The organism is Paenibacillus chitinolyticus NBRC 15660, from assembly GCF_000739915.1.
GTDB lineage: Bacteria > Bacillota > Bacilli > Paenibacillales > NBRC-103111 > Paenibacillus_F > Paenibacillus_F chitinolyticus.
The window spans coordinates 345,520-367,609 of record NZ_BBJT01000001.1; the positions used below are offsets into that span (position 1 = coordinate 345,520).

13 protein-coding genes and 2 pseudogenes are annotated in these 22,090 nt (G+C 44.6%); 1 reads left to right on the top strand and 14 read right to left on the bottom strand.

The annotated features are described in order from the left end of the window. Positions 1-94 precede the first annotated feature (94 nt). Positions 95-1,330, top strand: a complete 1,236-nt coding sequence (locus tag PCH01S_RS01455) for a helix-turn-helix domain-containing protein (protein WP_042226112.1) — start codon at positions 95-97, stop codon at positions 1,328-1,330. 655 nt (positions 1,331-1,985) lie between these two features. Here the strand turns inward: PCH01S_RS01455 and PCH01S_RS01460 are convergent. The 14 genes and pseudogenes from PCH01S_RS01460 to galA form a co-directional block, all read right to left on the bottom strand. After that, positions 1,986-3,032 (bottom strand): 2,3-butanediol dehydrogenase, encoded by a 1,047-nt coding sequence (locus PCH01S_RS01460; RefSeq protein WP_042226115.1) that lies wholly within the window; start codon positions 3,030-3,032, stop codon positions 1,986-1,988. A 38-nt stretch (positions 3,033-3,070) separates the two neighbouring features. Then, positions 3,071-3,757, bottom strand: a complete 687-nt coding sequence (locus tag PCH01S_RS01465; RefSeq protein ID WP_042226116.1) for an SDR family NAD(P)-dependent oxidoreductase — start codon at positions 3,755-3,757, stop codon at positions 3,071-3,073. Positions 3,758-3,770: 13 nt separating this feature from the next. Beyond that, on the bottom strand, positions 3,771-4,139 hold the full coding sequence (locus PCH01S_RS01470) for a MarR family winged helix-turn-helix transcriptional regulator (protein WP_241688670.1): 369 nt from the start codon (positions 4,137-4,139) through the stop codon (positions 3,771-3,773). A 1,425-nt stretch (positions 4,140-5,564) separates the two neighbouring features. Then, positions 5,565-6,773, bottom strand: a complete 1,209-nt coding sequence (locus PCH01S_RS01475; protein WP_042226120.1) for an MFS transporter — start codon at positions 6,771-6,773, stop codon at positions 5,565-5,567. Between the two features lie 51 nt (positions 6,774-6,824). Beyond that, a pseudogene (gene abc-f, locus PCH01S_RS01480) lies at positions 6,825-8,285 on the bottom strand (ribosomal protection-like ABC-F family protein). A 1,455-nt stretch (positions 8,286-9,740) separates the two neighbouring features. Continuing rightward, entirely contained in the window at positions 9,741-10,292 is a 552-nt protein-coding gene (locus PCH01S_RS30115; RefSeq protein ID WP_129112498.1) for a hypothetical protein, read from the bottom strand. A gap of 678 nt (positions 10,293-10,970) precedes the next feature. After that, positions 10,971-11,108, bottom strand: a complete 138-nt coding sequence (locus PCH01S_RS30120; protein ID WP_156972772.1) for a hypothetical protein — start codon at positions 11,106-11,108, stop codon at positions 10,971-10,973. A gap of 175 nt (positions 11,109-11,283) precedes the next feature. Continuing rightward, complete coding sequence (locus PCH01S_RS01485) at positions 11,284-12,162, bottom strand: PhzF family phenazine biosynthesis protein (protein ID WP_042226287.1); 879 nt, start codon at positions 12,160-12,162, stop codon at positions 11,284-11,286. A 604-nt stretch (positions 12,163-12,766) separates the two neighbouring features. Next, a pseudogene (locus tag PCH01S_RS01495) lies at positions 12,767-13,492 on the bottom strand (phosphotransferase); the annotation flags it as partial. 854 nt (positions 13,493-14,346) lie between these two features. Further along, positions 14,347-15,183: a tyrosine-protein phosphatase gene (locus tag PCH01S_RS01500; RefSeq protein WP_042226126.1), complete on the bottom strand. Its 837-nt coding sequence runs from the start codon at positions 15,181-15,183 to the stop codon at positions 14,347-14,349. An 86-nt stretch (positions 15,184-15,269) separates the two neighbouring features. Continuing rightward, positions 15,270-15,479 (bottom strand): sulfatase/phosphatase domain-containing protein, encoded by a 210-nt coding sequence (locus PCH01S_RS31690; RefSeq protein WP_156972773.1) that lies wholly within the window; start codon positions 15,477-15,479, stop codon positions 15,270-15,272. Positions 15,480-16,045: 566 nt separating this feature from the next. Beyond that, positions 16,046-18,328: a beta-glucosidase gene (locus PCH01S_RS01510; RefSeq protein WP_042226128.1), complete on the bottom strand. Its 2,283-nt coding sequence runs from the start codon at positions 18,326-18,328 to the stop codon at positions 16,046-16,048. Positions 18,329-18,640: 312 nt separating this feature from the next. Then, entirely contained in the window at positions 18,641-19,477 is an 837-nt protein-coding gene (locus PCH01S_RS01520; RefSeq protein ID WP_042226132.1) for a tyrosine-protein phosphatase, read from the bottom strand. Positions 19,478-19,596: 119 nt separating this feature from the next. Further along, complete coding sequence (gene galA / locus PCH01S_RS01525) at positions 19,597-22,077, bottom strand: beta-galactosidase GalA (RefSeq protein ID WP_042226134.1); 2,481 nt, start codon at positions 22,075-22,077, stop codon at positions 19,597-19,599. Between the last annotated feature and the right edge of the window lie 13 nt (positions 22,078-22,090).

The following is a 22,090-nucleotide window of genomic DNA, read 5'->3' on the forward strand; positions in this document are numbered from 1 at the left end:
ACCAAATCTCTACGGGAGATATTATTTCATGTAATCGTTTTCTATTATGGTATAATACTAAGGATATTTGTACGTAATGAAAGGATATTCTATTATGAATAAAGCACATTTTTCATTTGATTTGACTCAATCATGCCAAATCATCCGTGAATCGATTCAGCTTCCGGTAACTTGCTACGGGATTGGCGAGCCATTGGAGCTGACGGGAGAGCAAGACACATTTTATCGGGGTTTTCTAATGGGAATTGAAAAGCTTACTCACTCTTTCAGTGCAAAAATGGCAGAGCTCCCGATCCTATGGACGACAAACGCTTGGGAGCAATTTATTGTATTGCCCGTGAAGCGTAATGAGGGGCTGCAGCAATTTATCCTCATTGGTCCTGCGATCGAACAAACGCCGCCAGATGAACTCATCCACGGTTTTATGTCAGATAACCGAAAACCCTATCACGAACTGCCCCATTGGAAAGCATATTGGAGCTACTTGCCCATCGTGAGCCGTCTTCGCTTGATTCACATTAGTGTTCTGGCGCACTGGATAATTAATCAGGAAGTTGTAGAAATTTCAGATGTGGCGCAATATAGCTGTCAATACGTATGGCCTGCCACATTTGAGAGCGATGTTGAGAAGATCATATCAGAGCAGCGGGAATCTTCGATTACCCAGCATAGCTCGGAGATCGAGAAGCAGCTCTCTGAATTGATCCGTACCGGAAATACAACCGAACTGTTGAAAATGTGGTCGAGTTCTCCGCAAGCGGGCGTAGGCGTGTTATCCAAACAGAGTCAACTTCGAAATGTAAAAAACTTGGCGATTTGCTGTGTAGCATTTGCAATGAGAGCTGCTGTTGAGGGAGGGCTGGATGAAGAGCTGGCTTTCACGCTCAGCGATTGGCATATTCAGCAAATCGAGGAACTGAATAAGGTACAGGCCGTTCAGGCTGTATTATCCCGGGCTGTAATGGACTTTACGGAACGGGTTGCAAAAAGCAAGCATGAAAGCATGTCCAGGCCGATCAGGATCTGTTGCGAATATATGGTCAATCATCTGTATAAAGAAATTACAATTGAGAAGCTATCAGAACTTACAGGGGTGAACAGCAATTATTTGATGAACCTGTTTAAAGAACAAACGGGAATGACGTTGATGAATTACTTGCAGGAGCAACGAATTAACGAAGCTAAGAAGCTGCTGAAAATAACCAATGACACCATTTCGTCTATAGGAACGAGGTTGAAATTTTATGATCAATCCCACTTTACAAAGGTGTTCAAGAAGTTAACCGACATGACGCCAAGGCAGTATCGGTCTACTTTTCAAACAATATAATTTGAAAAGTAGGATCTACTAATAGAAATGTTTTAATACCAAAATACCTCAATCGATTCAAATATTAACGAAATCGTAATGCGTAAGTCGGTAGTTCGAGTCCTATCAGCAGCACCCGTTACATTATTCAATCTGGTGCGGCTTAGAGTTTTCGGTTCCCCCCGCTTTTCGCGTGTTAACGGATAATAGTTATGGTAAGGTTCACAGTATCATCTATAGAGCGAAATCAAACAGCACCCAAGAACAGGAATTTAAATCGATATCCTATCCCATCTTTGTTGCCATTGTTAATGTTCGTAGGTCTTCCCCATAATCTTTGCCAGAGATTATTTCCTTTTTGCATGCTGCAGATTTTAAAATTAAAAGATTATCGTTCACTTCTTTTTCCGTTTGCGATAATGATTCTTGTGTAACTTTAGTTATTGCTCCAAACAGCGCTTACTTAAATAAAGTACTCTCATATTACTGCCCGTTTTATAGTATATCCATGTGTTTCCTTTTTTCCATCTCTAATGGTAATCATGCACGATTTCGAACCAACAATAGTAGTTAGGTTGGCCAGAATGTTACTACGGCCATAAAAATTAAACGATCTGGTTTGCCTAATGCAAAACACCGTTCGCGTTTTCGAACGGTGTTTAATACTTTCCTATTTTTATTTTATATCAATAAGTATTTTCGCATGGCTTTTATCTTTTTCCAATAACTCAAGTCCATCTTCAACTAAGTGATCTAAAGCAATTTTTTTAGTGATTACTTTCTTAACATCCATTCTCCCTGATGCGATTAAATTAATGACCTCAGGGAAGATGTTACAGTATGCAAAAGAAGCTGTTATATTGATTTCTTTCATCAAAAGATGTTGAGTAACATCTAAAGAGATTGGTTTACCAAAAGCAGCAATAACCATCAACTGGCCACGTTTCTTCAATACATTTAGAGCAGTAGTGAATGTGATCTCTGCACCCGCTGCTTCATAGGCAATGTCAACTCCATGTTTATGAAGAGATAAGATTTTTTCAGTTGCATTTTCTTCCATGCTATTAATGATATAAGTTGCTCCAACTTCTTTTGCCAGTGCTAGACGATCATTTGAGATATCAACTGCAATAATTTCAGCGGCTCCAGCTGCTTTAGCACAAACGATTGTTAATAGACCAATAGGACCCACACCAAAGACAACCACTTTTTGCCCTACTTTTAATTGACTTTCTCGAATAGCTTGGAAGGCTACTGCAGTTGGTTCTATAAGGGCTCCTTCTTCTAAAGAGACATTTTCAGGAAGTTTGTGGACCTTACTTTCATTCATTACTGCATATTCCGCAAAACCACCATTGGATTGAATTCCCATGAATGCAAATCGGTTTGCCAAATTATATTGGCCTTGTCGAACATACACGTCATCTTCAGCGTATAGTAAGGGTTCAATCGCTACACGATCACCAACCACTATATCCGTTACGCCTTCCCCTATTTCAACAACGGTTCCAGCAAATTCGTGTCCAAGAGTTAAAGGAGCCTGTACTCCAGTTAGCTCATTTGGTTCAATGGGTATTCCTAACCCATAATGATACGCATGCAAATCACTGCCACAAATTCCGGCCCAGCTTACTTTTACTTTCACTTCATTTTTTGATACAGATGGTTCGTTTACTTCCTCGATTTTCACATCTTTAGTTCCATAAATGACGGCAGCTTTCATAATAAAATCCTCCTTAGATGTAGGAATACTATGCTGTTTTATTGATTCGCTCTGAAAACTTGACCATTGATCCCATCCTCTGGTAAAGTTGCCAGCTTCACAATTCCATCAACAACCGTAGCTGGATCTCCTTCTCCATGAGGGTTTTGCTCTGTTTTCAAATTCCCTGGATCGAACATGTTGACTAATATTCCATGTTTTTCTTCTTCGAGTGCGACAGTTCGCATTAATCCTTCCAAACCAGCTTTAGCAACCGAATAGGCCCCTAAACCTTCGTAAACATAATTAGCCATTGCTGAGGTAATCGATACAATCCGACCATATTGCTGTTTTCTCATTACCGGGAGAAATGCGTTAGTTACAATGAAGGAGCTGTATAAGTTGAGACGAATCGTATGATCCCATAACGAAATCGTCATGTCATGGACTGTACTGTAATCCCCAGTCCCCCCCACGTTATTGATTAAGACGTCAACCCGGCCCAATTGAGCGATTAATTGATCACGCATTCTGTTAACCTCTTCTGCATTCGTTACATCCACTGAAAATACAAGGGATCGTCCACCAGCCTGCTCAATCACCTCTGCTACTTCCTGTAATTTTTCCATACGTCTTCCTGTTAGTACAATCTCTGCTCCTTCGGCCGCCAATTGAATGGCCGTTTCTCTGCCTAAACCGGTTCCTGCACCTGTCACTAGAACAACTCGATTCTTCAATAATCCCATAACTAGCACTCTCCTATTTATTTTTTTCCATTAATTGGCTTGCTTCATGAAGTAAGTGAATCAACTGTTGGCTATGCTTTTTATCCAATATTTCTGAGTGCCGCAAATAAATTTTATTCAAGTTCTCATAAATTTCTTTACATAAAGATTTCCCCTCATCTGTTAAGTAAATCAAAATATGTTTGCCGTCGGGCTTTCTTTCCACAAAGTTACGCTGAACAAGCTTATCAATGAATCTAGTGCTTGTTGAAGGAGCAATCGTCAACTTTTCACATAGCTCTTTTTGCGTAATTCCAGGATAATCATTGAGTGTAATGATCAAATAAGTGTATGAAGGCGGAATATCTATTGATGCAAATGCTTCCTCAGCCAGCTTTTCCATCTGTCTTGCGAACCTGGAAACGGTAAAATAAAGGCAGTTACTCAGCAAATAATCGGAATTAGGTGTCTGCATAACAATTCAACCTCTCCTCTCTGAATTTTTTCAATTTGCTAGCTATACAGATTTTCTCTCAACGAAATTCTTTATCCTTTATTGGTAGATAGTCTAAAAGCTAGATCTCATTTCGTTTGTATATACAAATGAACTACAATACTTACTATATTATTGTATGGCCGCGTTGTAAAGATTCGTTTTGCACCCTATTCGAGATTTGTCAGATTCAAAACTCTATGTTATCGGAAAAAGCAAGCGATTTTCCCAAAGGGAATACTGACGTATTTATAACCATTTCGATTCATAGTCCTGCTTGCTCCTATCTTTTGAACCATCTTAATCATCTGGGGGTACATAATATAAATCCCGTATCATGACGAGATCATCTGGAGTTGACCTTCCACTAAGCTTGGGCTGATCTGCATTTCATATTGCTCTTTATTATCTGTAGGCAACATTTTCGTTTACCATCGCTCGTTCCCATCGAGTTTACTCATTTGTAATATCCTCAGATCTGTCCTGCCCTCTCTCGAGCTTCACCAGCATCAAGTATCGAAGATGCCCTTATGATTGCCATGTCACCAAAGATGTCCTTTATGACGTCTGTACTTCTCTAGTTCAAATATTTTGTTCGATTATCAAATAAATCAAGTTGCTGGACTTGGTCGCTGGAGAGTTTGTGCAGCGCAAACATTACATGAGTTGTAGGCATACCTTGCCCATGTACGTTAAAGAGTTTCAAGGCAGCTTCTGGAGTTTCTCAAAGTAAGCTGGCGATTAAAAAAATTAGACCTGATGCCGACTGTTTCATCCATACCGTGCGAAACCACTCGCCCCAGTACGTAATTCTTCCTAGCGCGTCGGCATACTTTGAACTGGTAACAAGAATAAGTGTCAACATCGACTATAGGAACATGCTCTTGGATCATATCGACAATAGATACATATTCTTGACATTTGGAAATGACAAGGATATGTTCCTATAAAACAAAAAAACCGCGATTTACGCGGTATTCAATCGGCCCATATTCTTGACATCCTACACATAACCCCCCCGATGTTGACTCTGTCGTAGTTTCGTCTATTTTAACGAGTAGGTTCGTTTCAGTATACAAATTGATTTGGTGAATTTGTATCAATATACATTCTAAATTAGAACAAGGAACAAGATCTCCGTGGATCTTGTCCTTGTCCTTGTTTGTTGTGTTTTGGCGTTTTAGAATGTGTCTCGGAATTCGTGCCTTTCAACTTCATACTGGATGATTACATGATTGGCTGCCGCTGTGTACATTCAATTATCGCTCGCCGATAGCTCAACAAATTGATTCTACTAATAAGTACTCGCTACTCATTTAATCACTGACCGATGTGTTACTTTTCTTCTTTACTTATACCATAAAACTTGACAAATATAAAAATTCCGATCAAGGCCATGACAATCCCTGACCAGAAAAACCAAACTTGAACCCCGAATCGGTCGGCAACCGGTCCCGCCAAAGCGAGTCCGATCGGGGAAGACAATAGTCCAATGCTCGTGACAAATGAGAGCACACGCCCCAATATTTCAGGCTCGTATGACTTCTGAATCATCGCCATGTAAGGACCATTGAACAAAGGCGCTGCCGCACCCATAAGCAAGGATAGGAAGATAAACGCAAGAAACGCATCGCTCCCTACTACCCCACTCAGGACGCAGGCCAACCCAATCGCGACCAAGCTCAGGCTCATATAAGTGGAATCCTTCCACTTAGAAGCAAAAACCGACAACAGTGCGCCGCCAAGGATCATGCCAATTCCGAATACTGCCTCAATCAAGCTGGCGCTATATCCCCCGCGGCCGAAATAAGACAGTGTCATCAGGGGAAACAGCATCGCCAACGGCATAAAAACAACGCTAAAGATCGCCATTGCGATCGTAATCGTGACAATGGACTTTTCAGAAAGGAATGCTTTCCAACCAAGAGTAAACTCCCTGCGGAATGAAGACGTGGGTAATTTCTCCGGCTTCGGTTGATGAATAGTGACCAATAGGAGCATAAGATTTGCAATTAAAGCACCAATCACATCCAAGAGCAATACCGTTCCTAGTGAAGTAGCCGAGTATACCGCTATTCCGAGCGCTGGACCGAGTACGCTGGATGCGGAGAACACTAACTGATTCCAGCCAGCCACCCTGGTTAATTGTTCTTCCGGCGCGACGAGTGGGATCGCGGCTTGGAACGAAGGGGCATGGAAGGATGAAGCTATCGATCGAATAAATAGTATTGCGTACACGACCCATAAACTTGGTTCACCCCATAAGTAATAGGCGCCTAATACCAAACTGGAAACGGCTATAACGCTGTCAGAAACGATCATTGTAAGTTTACGATTCCATCGGTCAAGCCAGACGCCAATGGATGGGCCTAAGAGCGCTTGAGGCAGGAACCCGGCAAGACCAGCAATCATCAGTACGCTAGCCGACCCGGTCGTCTCTGTCAAATGCCAGATGATTGAAAACTGAACCATAGATGATGTTAGAATCGAGAAAATTTGCCCGCTGAAGATGAATGCGAACTTCTGTTTCCATTGCATAAGCATGAAGTTTTTGTACCTCCTATTTTCGTTCTTTTGGATCACCTTACTTATACATTACTTCAATCGTACAAGCCGGCCATCACTCACCTCATATATCTGATCGGCGACACTCTCGAGCAGACGGGCATCGTGTGATATAAATACGATTGTGCCTAGATAATTTCGCATCATGGTCTCAAGTGCCTCCAAGGCGGGAATATCTAAAAAGTTACTCGGTTCGTCCATAAGCAGGATGTTGTAGCGTCCAAGCAACAATTTGGCTAACTGTAGCTTTATGATTTCACCGCCGCTTAATACGGATAGTTCTTTGCGAACATCTTGGTGAGTGAACCCCAAGGATGCAAGTACCGCTCGAATGTCTTAAACCTGGTATTCACAGTCCTCCTGCATGAATGCCATTACATTCTGATTCCGATCGAATTTGTAACCGGTTTGAACAAAATAGCCGATTTCCGCTTTGAGCGATAACTTAATACCGCTCTCCTGATCGCGAATCATGTTGAATAAAGTGGTTTTTCCGGCCCCATTAGCGCCGGTTATTGCAATTTTGCCCCCGAGGGGGAAATGGAAGGATACATTGTCAAATATCACCTTGTCTCCGAACCATTTACTGATTTCGTTTCCGACCACTGGAAATGGATTGTGCAATACAAGTGCTTTACTAAGCCGAAATTGAACATTCCGTATGGTTTCAGGCGCAGTGACTACGCCCAGCACTTCGATTCGCCGTTCCATATTTTTGACTGCGTTATGAAGCTTCTGCTGCTTGCTGCCTTGGGATTTCTGATGGCCGAGTCGTCCGCCACTATTCGTCCTGTTTTTTCTATCTGCTCCTTTTGACTGTTGATCAAGCTTTCTGGCTTGACTTTTCTTTTCCTCAATATTCTGTTCTAGCCGTTCTCGTTCAACTATATATTGTTGATATTCGGCAGCCTGGCTATTTCGTTCTTCTTCTTTTTGGGCCAAATAGTCGGTATAACCACCCCAGTATTCGGTGATCTTCCCTTCTTTAAGCTCCCAGATCTTATCTACGACCTGATCCAGGAAGTAACGGTCATGACTAATAATGAGCAGCGCCCCCGAATAATGTTTAAGCCGGTTTACGAGGAAGTCGATGCTTTCACGATCAAGATGGGATATCGGTTCGTTGGCAAAAATGCCATGCACCTCTCCCGACAGTGCCTGTGCAATTTTTAACCGCGTCTCTTCCCCGCCGCTCATTGTGTCCACATGTACCTGACTGACGCCTAACTTGCCCGCTAAAGCGTGATCCTGTACATCTTGGGTAACCGCCTCTTCCAATTGGGGAATATAGGTAAACGTCCCCTCCCTTGCAATCTTGCCATGCTGCAAAGGGATTTTGCCTAGCAACGCTTTGAGCAATGTACTTTTTCCAGCTCCGTTGGCGCCAACCAGACCGATTCGATCAAACTCATACAACTCCAACTGCTCGATATCAAGCACGTCGCGCCCAAAAAATTCCACATGAATATCCGTCGCTTTTATCAATAACATACTTAATCCTCCTTCGAAAATCGCAGTTTCCGTTTTTCCGATCGCAGGCTAACCCGCGATTTGCTTAGAAAGGATTAAATAAAAAAGTACAGATGTATGCCTCGCATCGTTACGACTCCTTTTATAGTTGGATTCAAGACAATAAAAAAACAGACCCAAGTCCGCATAGGGGCTTTGGTCTGCTTGAATTACACAATTGGACATAGCGAAACAAGGCACAGTAAAGAAAGCCGTAGAGATCGCAATCGATGTCCTCAAACGTAAAGATAAGCAACTCAAAAAAGCCCACACTCGTGGAAAAAAGCTTTTTTATCGTGTGCTTACCAAATACGTGGAATCATAGATCGCAATCCTCCTCAATTTTTATAGTCGAATCTTAACATCGGCTACTACAAATGTCAATATTCGTATCCCGTTTAAATTATCATCCAGATTTTTACAGACCCCACTTTATCCAAGCGATACTAGAAATTGCATCTCTTGTTTGTCTATGTCTGGAGATATCCTCTTGATCTAATATAAAACATGATCTTGGCTGCCTCCAGCTTCGACGGTGCCGTCCCATCAACTTCCTGCTCCATTCATTCGACGGGTATGTTAACGACATTAATTCATGGGCTACCTATTTTTGTTCAATCAATCTCATTCGTCTTTAAGCTCCATTGATGAGGCTGAACAGAAAGCTCAACAGATCCGTTTAGATTGAATTCTAAGCCTGCTTAACGTTCAGCTTTAGAGAAGATATATTCTTAATGAGAAAGCGGTCGTTGAGAAACGGCCGCTTAAACATGTTTGTCCTCAAAACGATAGTGAAAAGTAATTAATTCATCCGCGACATTTTGAACTGCTCATAAGACAATTTGTCAGCTTGGGCAATAGGAACATATTCTTGGACCTAATCGGCAATAGGAACATATTCTTGACAATTACAATTGACAAGAATATGTTCCTATAAAATAAAAAAACCGCGGTTTACGCGGTAATCAATCGTCCCATATTCTTGACATCCTACATTTGTCTATTCTATCTTTTTCTGCTAAACGCTTAACTTATTTTTTTCGTCTTTTGTCCCCGAGTATATTTCTATAGACAAAACTATTCCAAGTAAGTATACAAATGCCTTCAAAAAGTTAGCCTTTGGCAAAAGTAATGCTATCAAGAAACCCATAGGTACAAATAAAATTATGTTGGCAATTAAATTTAATAATCCAGTCCACCAATACCATATAAAATGTTTAACTTTATTATTGGCCAGATCGTTCTAAAGGGGGTCAATTGTATATGCCAGTATCCTTCTTTTATGAGTAAGATTCTGTCCTTAATTCGGTTCTACTCTTAATCTTCATCTCAACACCCAAGTCATTTGTTACATATATATAAATGATAGACATCCAAAAAAGTAAAAAGCTACAGCCTCCTATTTAGAGGTCGTAGCTTTTTAAAATAGGATAATCCTTAACCTTTACTGATTGTTCCGTTAAAGGAGTATGTGTTGTCATTGGTTTTTGTTGAGAACAAAACATAATACCTCGTATTTGTATCAAGACCTGAGAAATTTGTGTAATCCGCAGTAGTAGCAGACATATCTAAAGTAGTACTAGAAACAGCACTTCCGTTGCTTTTATAAAGGGTGATGGTGATGTTTTTTCCTGTAGCAACTCCACTCAGCTGCTTGAAATTGTTAATTGAGACCCTCATTTTGCTTACTCCGGTGAAGAATGCGTTCGTGTATACTTTATATCCCAATTTATCTACTGAATAGTTATAGTCATTGTCAGCTAAGTTTGTCGCTGTATTTCCTGTTGGAGCATCTTCTCCAAAAGGTGTGAATCCACCTGGATTTAAACCTGTAGGAGGAATAATGGACAACTTATGAATTGGAACATTTGGATTAATTAATTCAGATGTAGCAGGGATAGTAACTTCAACAACGGGAACTGAAAGAGAATTTGAAATAGGATCATTAAGGCGATTCTCACTAGCACTTGGAATATATACAATATACACTAGGTCTAAAATTAATGTTTTATGGGTTTCTCATAGGATGAAAAATACTTCCATCGGCCACAATGATTAAAATTTCCCGTAAGGAATCCAGTATAACCCTCCCCTTTCATCGTAATGAAATTGTATTGGAACTGCAAAACGCTGCTCTCTAACATTCATAATGGCCTTACGGTAAGCTTCACGTAGCCGGCTCACCTGATTCCATCTAATATGCCCCTCTGCCCTTATTTCAGGCAATAACGGAGTTACAGCTGAAGTGTCTTCTTTTCGCTTAGTTTTTGCAGTACTAATGGCCTTCGTACGGGCGCTAAAATCACGATTGTCATAAAGAAGATTAGGATATTTATTTGAGAATCATTTTCAATTACGGGAAACAATATATGTTCTTGTCCCAATACGGCAAACGATATAAGTTCTTGTCACTGACTTGTGACAAGAACTTATATCGTTAAAATAAAAAAAGCCGCTGCTACGCGACTTTTAAGCATGTATGTTCTTGTCATCTGACATTACACTACTACCTACCTAATGATATGACAAGAACATATATCGTTATATCGTTAAATGACAAGAAATGCAGTCACTAACTGATGTAGGTTCTTATCATCCGACATCTATTATTTTACCGCATCGTTTTGTGACTCTAAAAACTGCAGAAGCCCATCATAAAGACAATACTCAATCGCGAAGTCTCTTTGAGATATTTGCTTCGGAATCTTGCCATCTTGCTTCATGTTCGTAGGATTGGGCGATCTCATCGAGAATCCCCCCAACATAGGGATAATCAAAGTACAGCCGCTCAGCCAATGCGACCATTTTAAATTCCTCCCAAGTAAACAAGTTACTTGATGTTATAACTTGGGTGGGTAGCTTTTTCAACGGTCTTGCAGACATCTTTTTCCTCACGCAAGCATCCTCACTATCTAGCCTCGCCAGTAACAGAATAAGCCCGTTGCCCCGTGAGGGACAGTAGCTGCAAACAGCCTGTTACTTATATCGTGATATGTCTTCGTTCAATACCAGCCACTGCACCGCCAACCCGAACCTGGTTGATTTCACCGCTCTCGCTCATGCGCAATCCTACCTTAATTTCAGAAGGACAATTCATCGAATACCCTTGCCTGAACATGACGTGCTCCACTTCCCGCAAAGATAGTTGGCCATGTTGGTACAAATAGCTGAGCAGGGCACCGTTGGATGTTCCTGTCGCGCTCTCCTCGGGAATATCGTACAGCGGCGCAAAATTCCGGCATTCCGCAGCAGCACCATCTGGAGTATCCATCGTGAACAGATGATATCCAACCACATCATATTTTTCGCTGATGGCGGTTATAGTGTCAAAATTTGGCTGAACTTCATTCAAGAGCTTCCTGCTGCGGATCGGGATCAAAATGTCCCGCAGCCCCGTCGAAACAATCTGGATGGGCAATCCGGTTTCCAGATCCTCGGCATCCATCCCCAAAGATGGGGCGATTTCCTCACAGGATATCCTTTCAAGAAATTGTGGTAAGGCTTGTGACAAATAAACAAGACCCTCAGAGCTAATATCAACATCCAAAATCCCTGCCTTGGTCTCTATCTTATAGGAGGTCCCTTCCTTTGCCAAACCCAGCGAATGCATTAGTCCAAATGCAGCAATCGTGGCATGTCCGCACAGATCAACTTCACTGGCGGGGGTGAAATAGCGGATTTTGTAATCGGCAAACAGGGATTTTTCCATAAATGCCGTCTCCGAAAAGCCCAATTCCTTCGCTATAAGCTGCATTTCGGCAGCACACAGCGAAAGGCCGCCCTCCAAAACAACGCCTGCTGGGTTACCACCACGCTCCCCTTTCACAAACGCATTTAACGTATACACTTTCACATTCATGTTCCGCTCGTCCTCTCCTTTATCTTCGAAAAATCGATGTGCGCAACCGCACGTCCCACTCGCTGCCATGAAACGGATGTCTGGGCGCCCGCGCAAATCTCTCCCGCTCCTTACGACATTGCATTATGTTCACTCCAGATGGGCTCTCCCTGCCCTATCAGTCTCCATATACACCGTATCGTTACTACTGCATGCCAGCAACACAGGTCTGGAAGACAAATAGATCCGCCTTCCAGTAAAGCCCTACCAATGCCGATTGCTGCGCATCAAGGTTGATCAGCATGGGCCAAGGGTCCATTATACCACGGACAGCCCAAAACACTCTGAGGAAGTTAATCTCATGTTTTATAGGTCGCCATAGGAGTGTATTATTTGACACTTGCTTATTCAATATGTGTCGAGCAATTAAACTCCAATTCGGAAATTTATCATTGCAACATCAATGTTCAATTCAATCTTCTGCTTTACCACTATCGATGATACGGTTCTCCGCGCTGTCTATAAAGGCAAGTTTTAGAAGGCTGTCGGCGACGATCCAATGGGAGTAATGAAAAAACTCCGAAAACCCACTACGCTCAACGGTTTTCGGAGTTCTTGTTTAGAGTCAACCCTGCGCAGTGCTGGTCTTCATCTCATAAATTTTTTGGAGCGTATGGACATGCTTCGTCTTCTGGTCATCGTCCTCTGTATGGAGATACCACTCCACAAGCCTGTATCCGAATATGAGAAGAATTATTTCGTAGACGCAATTATCAGCGATAGGCGATACATCCGTATACTCCGAGAAGCCTTTGTAATACGCAGGGACACATCGCAGGTTGTATTCGACCATGTGATCGATATCGGCTTCATCCGCAATTAGGCTTGCGAGATCCTCACCTAGGCGGCCCCATCCGGATGTATCCCAGTCGATGAGCGCGATTTTCCCATCGGCATAGATCAGGTTGGTCACCCAAAAGTCTCGATGGCATAGCACGATGGGTAATTTTTCGATGAGGGTGAGTATCTCGTCTGCGTGCTCATCGATGTCGATGAGCATTTACCGCACGTGCTGCGGGAATTCGCAGTCCTCTGAGCGTATATAATCGTAGACGACCGGCCATGACCGATAATGCAGATACGTATTCTACATGAGATCCGCATGGCTTAGGTTGGCCAGGCTCTGCAGAACAGCGGGCTGCTCCACATACAGCTTGCGTTGATAACGTCCTAACTCTAGCGCGGCCTTTTCATACATGTCACCGGTCAAGTCTAAACCGGTTACGCCATCGATATATTCCAACCATAGCTGGAATTCATTTTCTTCGGAATTGATCTCAGCGTGATAACATGCTAATGCAAAGCGGTCGCTGCCAGCGTCGACACTTCTGACACTTTTCTTTCCCCCACTTGGAACCTCCCGCCCTTATACACATTTAGCATACCAATTAAGAATTAAGTTCAATTACGGTAAACAATATATGTTCTTGTCCTAATACGGCAAACGATATAAGTTCTTGTCACTGACTTGTGACAAGAACTTATATCGTTAAAATAAAAAAAGCCACTGCTACGCGACTTTTAAGCATATATGTTCTTGTCATCCGACAAATGTTCATACATGTCGGATTCGTGCACCTACTGTACTTGATGATGGCCTTGACGGCAATCGCCCGCTGGTCGGCTTGTCTGCACCTGATTCCTTCATGGAGCTGCAGTTGTAAGAACTACATTTTTATGCATATGTCTACAGTGAAGCATTATATCGATGCCAAAAGTAATAAGTCTCCTCCTCACAACGGTTTCTGCTGATTAGCTTGCGTAAAGGACCCATTGCTAAAAGCAGCTATGGTGCTATGGCATATATTTCATCATTGTGGCCTACAATGGCAGGATGGCCCCCTTTTAGTGCAGCAGCTGCAATCTTAAGATCTTACCCAGTGGTGTGATATTCCAGAATTAATTAGAAAACGGAGCCCGCAAACCCGCGTGGCTCCATTTTCGTTGTTTCAGAATTCATTAGAATTTAAAGTCCGCTGCGGCGGAAAAGACCGTTTGTTACAGAATTCGTTAGACAAAATTTGGGGCGCAAAATGGCCGATATTCAATTTGTGTATAAATATACAACCCTCTCTTACCTGTTTTACTAATGACGGGAAAAGCTTTGTGATCATCCAGTGGATGCGTTTTACCACGCTTGTCCCCCTACTCCAAATACATGCTTTGCAAGGCTTTCCGTCTTTGATTGGTCAAGCCGAATTCTTCAGAAAAATAAGTGTCAACATTGCCATATGTCTTCTTGATCGACCCGAAGGCGGCTTCCATGAATTGTTCTTTCACTCCAAGCAGGTGTTCGATATTGCGCAATTCCACCTCATTCACATGTTCGGCAAGCTGACTCAGCAATTTCCCGTTGAAATCTTTCATCGTTTCGTTGGTGAGCAGGTAGTCTTTCATTACCGTTTCCTCCGGGACGCCGAGCGCCAGTAAGATCAAGGCGGCACCGACTCCCGTACGGTCCTTGCCCGCCGTGCAATGATGCAGAAGCCCAAGGTTGTCCGAATGCTGGATCATTTCCATTAACCGTTTATATGACGGATTGCCGAGCGGGAGCTTCGTGTACAGTCCCATCATCATTGTATCTGCGCGAAATTGTTTGAAATAGCCGTTTTTGACCATATCGACGATAACGTGTTGGTTTCGATCGGCGTTCCCAGCATTTCCCGATATGTTGATTCGAGATGCTTGATCTGCTTGAATAGCAGCAATGCGAATATTTTTTACGCCGGCAAAAACCGGATCCGGTTTCTTTTGCGCTTCATAGTCATCACGGTAATCGAAAATCGTTTTGATATTCAACGCTTGAACAGCCGCTAAATCTTGCTCCGTCAAACCGGTCAATTCATCGGAACGAAAGAAAATACCATATTTGACTTTCCTTCCATCGGCAGTTTGATAGCCTCCCATATCGCGGAAATTATGTGTTCCTTCGAGAACGATTATTCTCTGCCCCGGATACGCCCCATCACGTGTTGTTGACATAAGTATCACCTCATAGTGTTCAATTCGCAAACTCTTTCCGGGTCTGAAGAGTCAATACCGCCGGCACCAACCCTTCCGAAGACGCTTCAATGCGAATTTCCCCAGCCTCGTCCAGCAAGCGCGTAATCCCGTATTTTTGTTTCGCTTCCTTGAATAAGCGGCAGTAGGGACCTCCCTCTAACCGTCTGAGGAATATCGATGCCAAAATAGCCAAGGATCGTCGGCATCAAGTCGATGTTTTGCGTGATGGCCGAAATCCATTTGGAGACGGGATCAGTCCCCGGCAGATGGGTCATGAGCGGAAGATGGTCAATTTCTTTCGATGAATTCGATTCCTCTCATTACCGTGACTGCGAGAGGCATGTCATCCTCTTCCTTCAAAAATTGACGGTTTACCCAGTCCTGCCGACACAGATCGCCCGGCTTCGGATTGCTTAATGTTTCCGGAATAGGCGGCGCTTCCACCTGCCCTTTTCACGCATCGCCTTCTTGTCCTCTTACAAACTCCCATGAGTTGTATTTCGTATGGTAGGTGGCTCCGCCATCCTTGAATAAGGGGTATGGTCCGTCGTCAGATGGGTGTATACCTTGTTCTTTTTCAACAATTCGATCACCGATATGTCATACGGTTCCAAAGGTCCCCAACTTTTGTGCAAAAAGTTGTATCGTCCCGTATGCAGCTCTCTGCGTGCGGGCATGCAAGGCAAGCTGCCTGCATAACACATTTCGAACGTGACCATTCATTCCGAGAGCCTCTCAAAGTTGGGAGCCCTGATCCAATCGCATCCGTAATTCGGAAGCATATGTTTATTCAACGAATCGAACATAAGCATGACTGCTCTCATACCTGTCAACACTCCTTTTACATATCTGATCCGGTTCCATTCAGCCGTTCAACCATATGATTCAGCATTTCTTCCGTAAATGCTCCCTGGCTAAAGGCAGCGGCGGCACGCAAAGGCATGAATTTCAGTATGGCTGCGAACATTTCCGATGTTCCTTCGTCGTTCGCAGCACTGAACAAAGGATTTCCTTTGAATCCCCGCAAAAATTGTTTTACGATATCTGCAGTATAAGGATCCGCCATTAAATCTCCGATCGTTGTATTTCGCGTGTAAGTTCTTCGAATGAGAACGGTGGATTGTATTTGTACGGTTTCTTTCAAACGAATTTCGGCGGCTGATTGCCCGATCATTATTTCGTAATCTCCGCTTTCTACGTGCCAATCTCTGATGTCCGTGTTGTAATACGCGAATGCCCGCTTATCGAGGATAAAACGTACCGTCTTCTCTTCACCGGGCTGCAAAGCGATTTTGCTAAAGCCTTTAAGCTCTTTAAATGCTTTGCTGACCGTGCTTTCAACGTCCCTCACATAGAGCTGCACGATTTCTTTACCGGCTACGTCACCTGCATTTTTCACCTTCAAACTCACCTGAAGCTGATCCGTATCCAGCATAGCTTGGCGATTCAGTTTTAAATCAGTGTACTCGAACGTTGTATAGCTAAGCCCGTGACCGAACGGAAACAACGGTTCGATCTCTTTTTTATCGTAATACCGATAGCCTACAAACAAGCCCTCGCTATATTCAACCGTATCTCCTTCACCCGGGAAGTTCAGGTAGGACGGGTTATGCGACAACTTTTGCGGAAATGTTTCGGCAAGCTTGCCACAAGGATTCGCATCTCCGAACAGCAAATCGGCGATCGCTCCGCCCAGCGCTTGACCTCCCAAATAACCTTCCAGCACGCCCTGCACCTTATCGATCCACGGCATTTCAATGGGAGCTCCGTTGCTCAATACGACGACAATATGCTGTTGAACCTCGGCGATCGCATCAATCAACTGCATTTGATTGTCCGGAATTCTTAGATGTCCCCTATCATAGGCTTCGGATTCATAGCGATCGGGCAACCCTGCGAAAATAACGGTCACCTGCGACTTTCCGGCAGCTTCTACCGCTTCTTTTACAAGCTGTTCATCGATTTCGTCGTCTTCCAGGTTATACCCCTTTGCAAAGGACATTAGAGCCTGGCCGGATACTTTCTTAGCCAATTCTTCATAGATGTTATCCAGCTTCATCGGCTTGATGCGGGAGCTTCCTCCCCCTTGGTATCTAGGCTGCTGCGCAAAAGCTCCGATAACGCAGATAGTCGCGTCCTTGGACAAAGGCAGAATGCGTCGCTCATTCTTTAAAAGCACCATGCTTTCCCTGGCCGCTTCCCTGGCTAATTGATGATGCTCTTCTTGGTTGAATGTCACGGTCTTTTTATTTTCCGCTGCCCTAAAGACTATCGTCAGTATTCTTTCTACCGCTTGATCGACTATATCCTCGGACATGCTCCCGTTCCGTACAGCCTCGACTATTTTACGATCGCCCGCTCCGTTACTTGAAGGCATCTCCAATTCCAGACCGGCGAGCAAACCAGGAACCCTTTCATCCACGGCGCCCCAATCCGAAACGACGAACCCTTCCAATCCCCACTCTTCCTTCAAAATATCGTTCAACAAGTACTTGTTCTCGGAGCAATACTCTCCGTTCACCTTGTTGTATGCGCACATGACGGTCCAAGGCTGAGCCTGTTTAACAGCACCCTCAAAGCTGGACAAATAAATTTCACGAAGGGTTCGTTCGTCTACAACCGCATCCACGGACATTCTTCGGTGCTCTTGGTTATTGACGGCATAATGCTTGAGTGACGTTCCTACGCCTTGACTTTGAACGCCTGCGATATGATTCGCCGCCATCTCGGTTGACAAATAAGGGTCCTCTGAAAAGTATTCAAAATTTCTGCCACATAACGGGGAACGTTTGATATTGGCAGCCGGCCCAAGCAAAATCCCGACATCCTCCGCTTGGCATTCGACGCCAAGCGCCTCGCCGACCTTACGGATCAAATCCCGATCCCATGAACAGGCTAATCCTGCACCGGAAGGGAAGCATGTAGACGGCACGCTATCCATAATACCCAAATGATCGGAATCGCCTTTTTGTTTGCGAAGACCATGAGGTCCGTCGGTAAGCATAATGGACGGGATCCCCAGCCGTTCAACGCCTTTTGTATGCCAGAAATCCAGGCCTGAGCATAATCCGGCTTTTTCCTCCAGAGTTAGTTGGCTGATCAATTGCTTGATTCGGTCTTTCATATCGAATCCCTCCACATATTCAATGTCGTTATCCCTTTACCGAGCTCGCGATTCCTTCCACAAAATAACGCTGGAATAGAATGAAGATTATGATAATCGGTACGATCGCGATTCCCGCCCCGGCCTCCCGGCTTTATCGATTCGACTAACGTTTTCAGTTGCTCGCGATCATCCGTCATCCCGATCGTACAAAGCAGTTGTCCGACTTTTTCCCTCACATCCATCGCAGCCAGCGTTTCTCGGACCCACTGAATATCCTCTTCCTGCAAAAAAACGGATTTGCCGCCAAATTTACCACGATTGTTTTCCCCTTTATTCCAAACACATGCTCTGCAAAGCTTCCCGTCTCGACTTTGTTAAGCCGAATTCCTCTGCAAAATAAGCATCATAACCTCCATACGTATTCTTGATAGATCCCAAAGCGGCTGACAAGAACGCTTCGTTAACCGTGAGGATATGGTTCAAATTTTGCAAAACTGCTTCGTCCGCATGTTCAGCCAACCGTTTCAGAAGATTCCTGTTGAACGATTTCATCGTCTCATTGCTTAAGAGATAGTCTTCCATGACCGTTTGTTCGGAGACACCCAGCGCAAGCAAGATGAGAGCGGCTCCGACCCCGGTTCGGTCTTTGCCCGACGTACAATGATGCAGTAGCCCCAATTGATCCGGATCCTGGATCGTTTCCATTAATCGTTTGAACGAATGATTGTTAATCGGAAGTTTCGTATACAATTCCGTCATGTAGGTTTCCGCGCAGAAACTTTTGAAGAAGTCGTTTTTAACCAATTCTTTCAGAAGATGGCCTTGCTGTTCCTCCCCTTCAGGAGCGGCCGGCAAATTCATTTGCTCATGCTGATCCTCAGTGTTCGCCGGTATCCGTATATTTTTTGCATTAGGGAGAACCGGATCCGGCATTATGCGCGATTCATGATCGCCGCGGTAATCGAAAACCGTTTTGATATTCAACGTTTGCAAGAATGTTAAATCCTGCTCCGTTAAACCGGTCAAGTGATCGGAACGAAAGAAAAGGCCGTATTTTACTTTGCGGCCATCGGACGTTCGATAGCCTCCCATATCTCGGAAATTATGCACGCCTTCGAAGGGAATGACCCGATTGGCGGGATATGCGGCAAATTGGCTTGTTGACATAGCTGCACCTCTTTAGCGAAATATTTATTATTCAAATCTCATCACCATAAAAATCCCCCCCTCTTCTCGATATGGCTTAAGAACAGAGGGGGAAGGCTTTTTTAATAATCACTGATCGTTCAGTTCGTTAGGTCTTTCCGGGATTGAAGGGTCAATACGGCCGGTACTAACCCTTCCGAAGACGCCTCAATGCGTATCTCTCCTGCCTCATCTAGTGACTGAATCAATGCCAAGGCGTAGCCATTGAACACGCTTCTCGTATCTCCTTTGTCCGATTCGTGACAACCCGGGTCTCCGTTCCCTAGACCAAGCAGCTTGCCTTCACCTGCTACATGGAACCGGATCAGGTTGCCCGCAACCGGTACTACCCTTCCCGATTGATCCCTCACCGAAACCGTGACCATGGATACGTCCTGGCCGTCAGCGAGCAGTTCCGACCGGTTAGCCTCCAAATGAACAGAGTATGCTTCCATTGTGGTCTCTTTCCGCTCTGCTGCTACCATCACGCCATCCCGATAAGCGATGGCTTCGAGAAGACCGGGTTCATAGGCTACCTGCCACGATAATGTGATCTCGCCCGCTTCAGTCTCCGCTTGCTTCTTGCCCAAGCTTTGGCCGTTCAACACCAGCTCCACTTCACTGCAGTTGGTATACACGCGGACCTCCACCTGCTGTCCCAGCCGATCCGGCCAGTTCCAGTGCGGCATAAGATGGACGATAGGCTCGTCCTTCCAGATCGATTGATAGAAATAGTAAGAGTCCTTGGCAAATCCGCAATAATCCAGGATGCCGAAATGCGATAGCACAGACGGCCACTGGAACGGCGTCGTCTCCCCGCGATAATCGAAACCCGTCCATACGAACAAGCCGCCCGAAAAACGGTTATTTAAGAAATAACGCCAGCTTCGTTCAGGTGTTGACGTGCCGCCCGCTCCGCCCAGATTGCCTACATCCACCTCCTTACCGAGCATCGTATATCTCGAGCCGTAGCTGGAGCACCGCCCGCCCTCTGGATCATCCTCATAGACGCCTCTTGCCGAGAAGAAGGAGACATTCTCCGTATTCAGGACTTTGGCTTCAGGATGGGACTGGAACCATTCACCGATCGTTTGACTTCCTTTTATAGACTCGGCATAATTAACGCCATTGACCTCAATGTCCATTCCTTGCTGACTTAGATTGGCAGCCGTAACAGGACGGGTGGAATCAATTCGCTTCGTCAAATCCTGAAGGCGCTTCAGCATCCGATTCGCTTGATAGCTGCCGCTGATCTTCTCTTCATTGCCGAGACTCCACATAAAGATGCTTGGATGGTTGCGGTCACGGTACAGCATGGATTTCAGATCATCGAGCTTGATCTCTGTACTCTCCGAGATCCGGTTCTCGTTCATAACCAGCATCCCGAGTCTGTCGCATGCATCGAGCAGCTCCGGTGCCGGCGCATGATGGGCGCAGCGGTAAGCGTTACAGCCCATTTCCAGCAGGCGTTTGATTTTATATTCATGCACACTGTCCGGCAGCGCGATGCCCACGCCGGCGAAATCCTGGTGATTGCAAGTACCTTTCACTTGTACGTACTTACCATTAAGGTATAATCCATTCTGACGGTATTCCACCGTACGGATGCCGAAAACGGTCCGATACGTGTCGACAATTTGCCCATCGTGAATCAGTTCAGTTATAGCTTCATACAGATGCGGCATGTCCAGCGACCAGAGCAGCGGATTCGTCACTTGAACCGATTGAAGAACCGTTTGCTTGTCGATTCCCGGCGTTTCGCAGTCGGATTCCGTGACGGCGACGAGTTCCCCATCCGGATTCAAAATGCTTGTTCGAATGCCGTACTTCATCGGCTGCGGATATTCGTTGCTTACCGTCGTTTCTACCGTAATCGCGGCCCTTTCATTGTCCATTCGCTCGGTTCTGACGAAGGTTCCCCAGCGGTCCACATGCAGGTAATCATGTTTGGTTAACCAGACATGGCGGTAGATGCCTCCGCCTTCGTACCACCAGCCTTCGTCTCCGCCTGTCGTATCCGTTCGGACCAGGATGACATTATCCCCTTCCTCATCCCCATATTTCAGCAGGTCCGTGATGTCATAATGAAAGCTGGTATAACCGCTGAGATGGTCGCCGACGAAACATCCGTTCACCCAAACCGAGCTGTTCCGCATTACACCGTCAAATTCGATGATGATCTTCTTACCTTCATCCTCCTGCGGAATTTGAAATACCTTGCGGTAATAACCCACTCCATTGGGCAGATAACCTTGAAACGCGCCCCCGCGTTCCGGGTTGTACGGCTGTTCCAACCTCCAATCATGCGGTAGATTAACACCCACCCAGCCTGTAATCTTATCCTTTGGCGTATCCGAGCCGTAAATTTGGGCAATTTCGAAGTTCGGATCTCCCAGTAATTCTCGAGCGACATTCTGGGTGATACGTGCAGCTTCGCCGATTGCAAAGGGCTCATGTCTCTCCTCACCCAGCGCATTCGTCAGGCCGGCGATCATGCCGGCTTTTTTTACCGTCTTGACAATTTTCCCTACCTCACCGACATGAAACATCCAGTTTCGATCAAAATTTTCTCTGGTTCTCATAAACAACGGCTCC

What these genes read in the sequence shown, in the direction of transcription:
- galA (WP_042226134.1), bottom strand. Translation starts at nt 22,077, where the DNA reads ATGAGAACCAGAGAAAATTTTGATCGAAACTGGATGTTTCATGTCGGT.
- PCH01S_RS01465 (WP_042226116.1), bottom strand. Translation starts at nt 3,757, where the DNA reads ATGGGATTATTGAAGAATCGAGTTGTTCTAGTGACAGGTGCAGGAACC.
- PCH01S_RS30120 (WP_156972772.1), bottom strand. Translation starts at nt 11,108, where the DNA reads ATGGTCGCATTGGCTGAGCGGCTGTACTTTGATTATCCCTATGTTGGG.
- PCH01S_RS01520 (WP_042226132.1), bottom strand. Translation starts at nt 19,477, where the DNA reads ATGTCAACAAGCCAATTTGCCGCATATCCCGCCAATCGGGTCATTCCC.
- PCH01S_RS01510 (WP_042226128.1), bottom strand. Translation starts at nt 18,328, where the DNA reads ATGAAAGACCGAATCAAGCAATTGATCAGCCAACTAACTCTGGAGGAA.
- PCH01S_RS01475 (WP_042226120.1), bottom strand. Translation starts at nt 6,773, where the DNA reads ATGCTTATGCAATGGAAACAGAAGTTCGCATTCATCTTCAGCGGGCAA.
- PCH01S_RS31690 (WP_156972773.1), bottom strand. Translation starts at nt 15,479, where the DNA reads ATGACCCATCTGCCGGGGACTGATCCCGTCTCCAAATGGATTTCGGCC.
- PCH01S_RS01460 (WP_042226115.1), bottom strand. Translation starts at nt 3,032, where the DNA reads ATGAAAGCTGCCGTCATTTATGGAACTAAAGATGTGAAAATCGAGGAA.
- PCH01S_RS01485 (WP_042226287.1), bottom strand. Translation starts at nt 12,162, where the DNA reads ATGAATGTGAAAGTGTATACGTTAAATGCGTTTGTGAAAGGGGAGCGT.
- PCH01S_RS01455 (WP_042226112.1), top strand. Translation starts at nt 95, where the DNA reads ATGAATAAAGCACATTTTTCATTTGATTTGACTCAATCATGCCAAATC.
- PCH01S_RS01500 (WP_042226126.1), bottom strand. Translation starts at nt 15,183, where the DNA reads ATGTCAACAACACGTGATGGGGCGTATCCGGGGCAGAGAATAATCGTT.
- PCH01S_RS01470 (WP_241688670.1), bottom strand. Translation starts at nt 4,139, where the DNA reads ATGGAAAAGCTGGCTGAGGAAGCATTTGCATCAATAGATATTCCGCCT.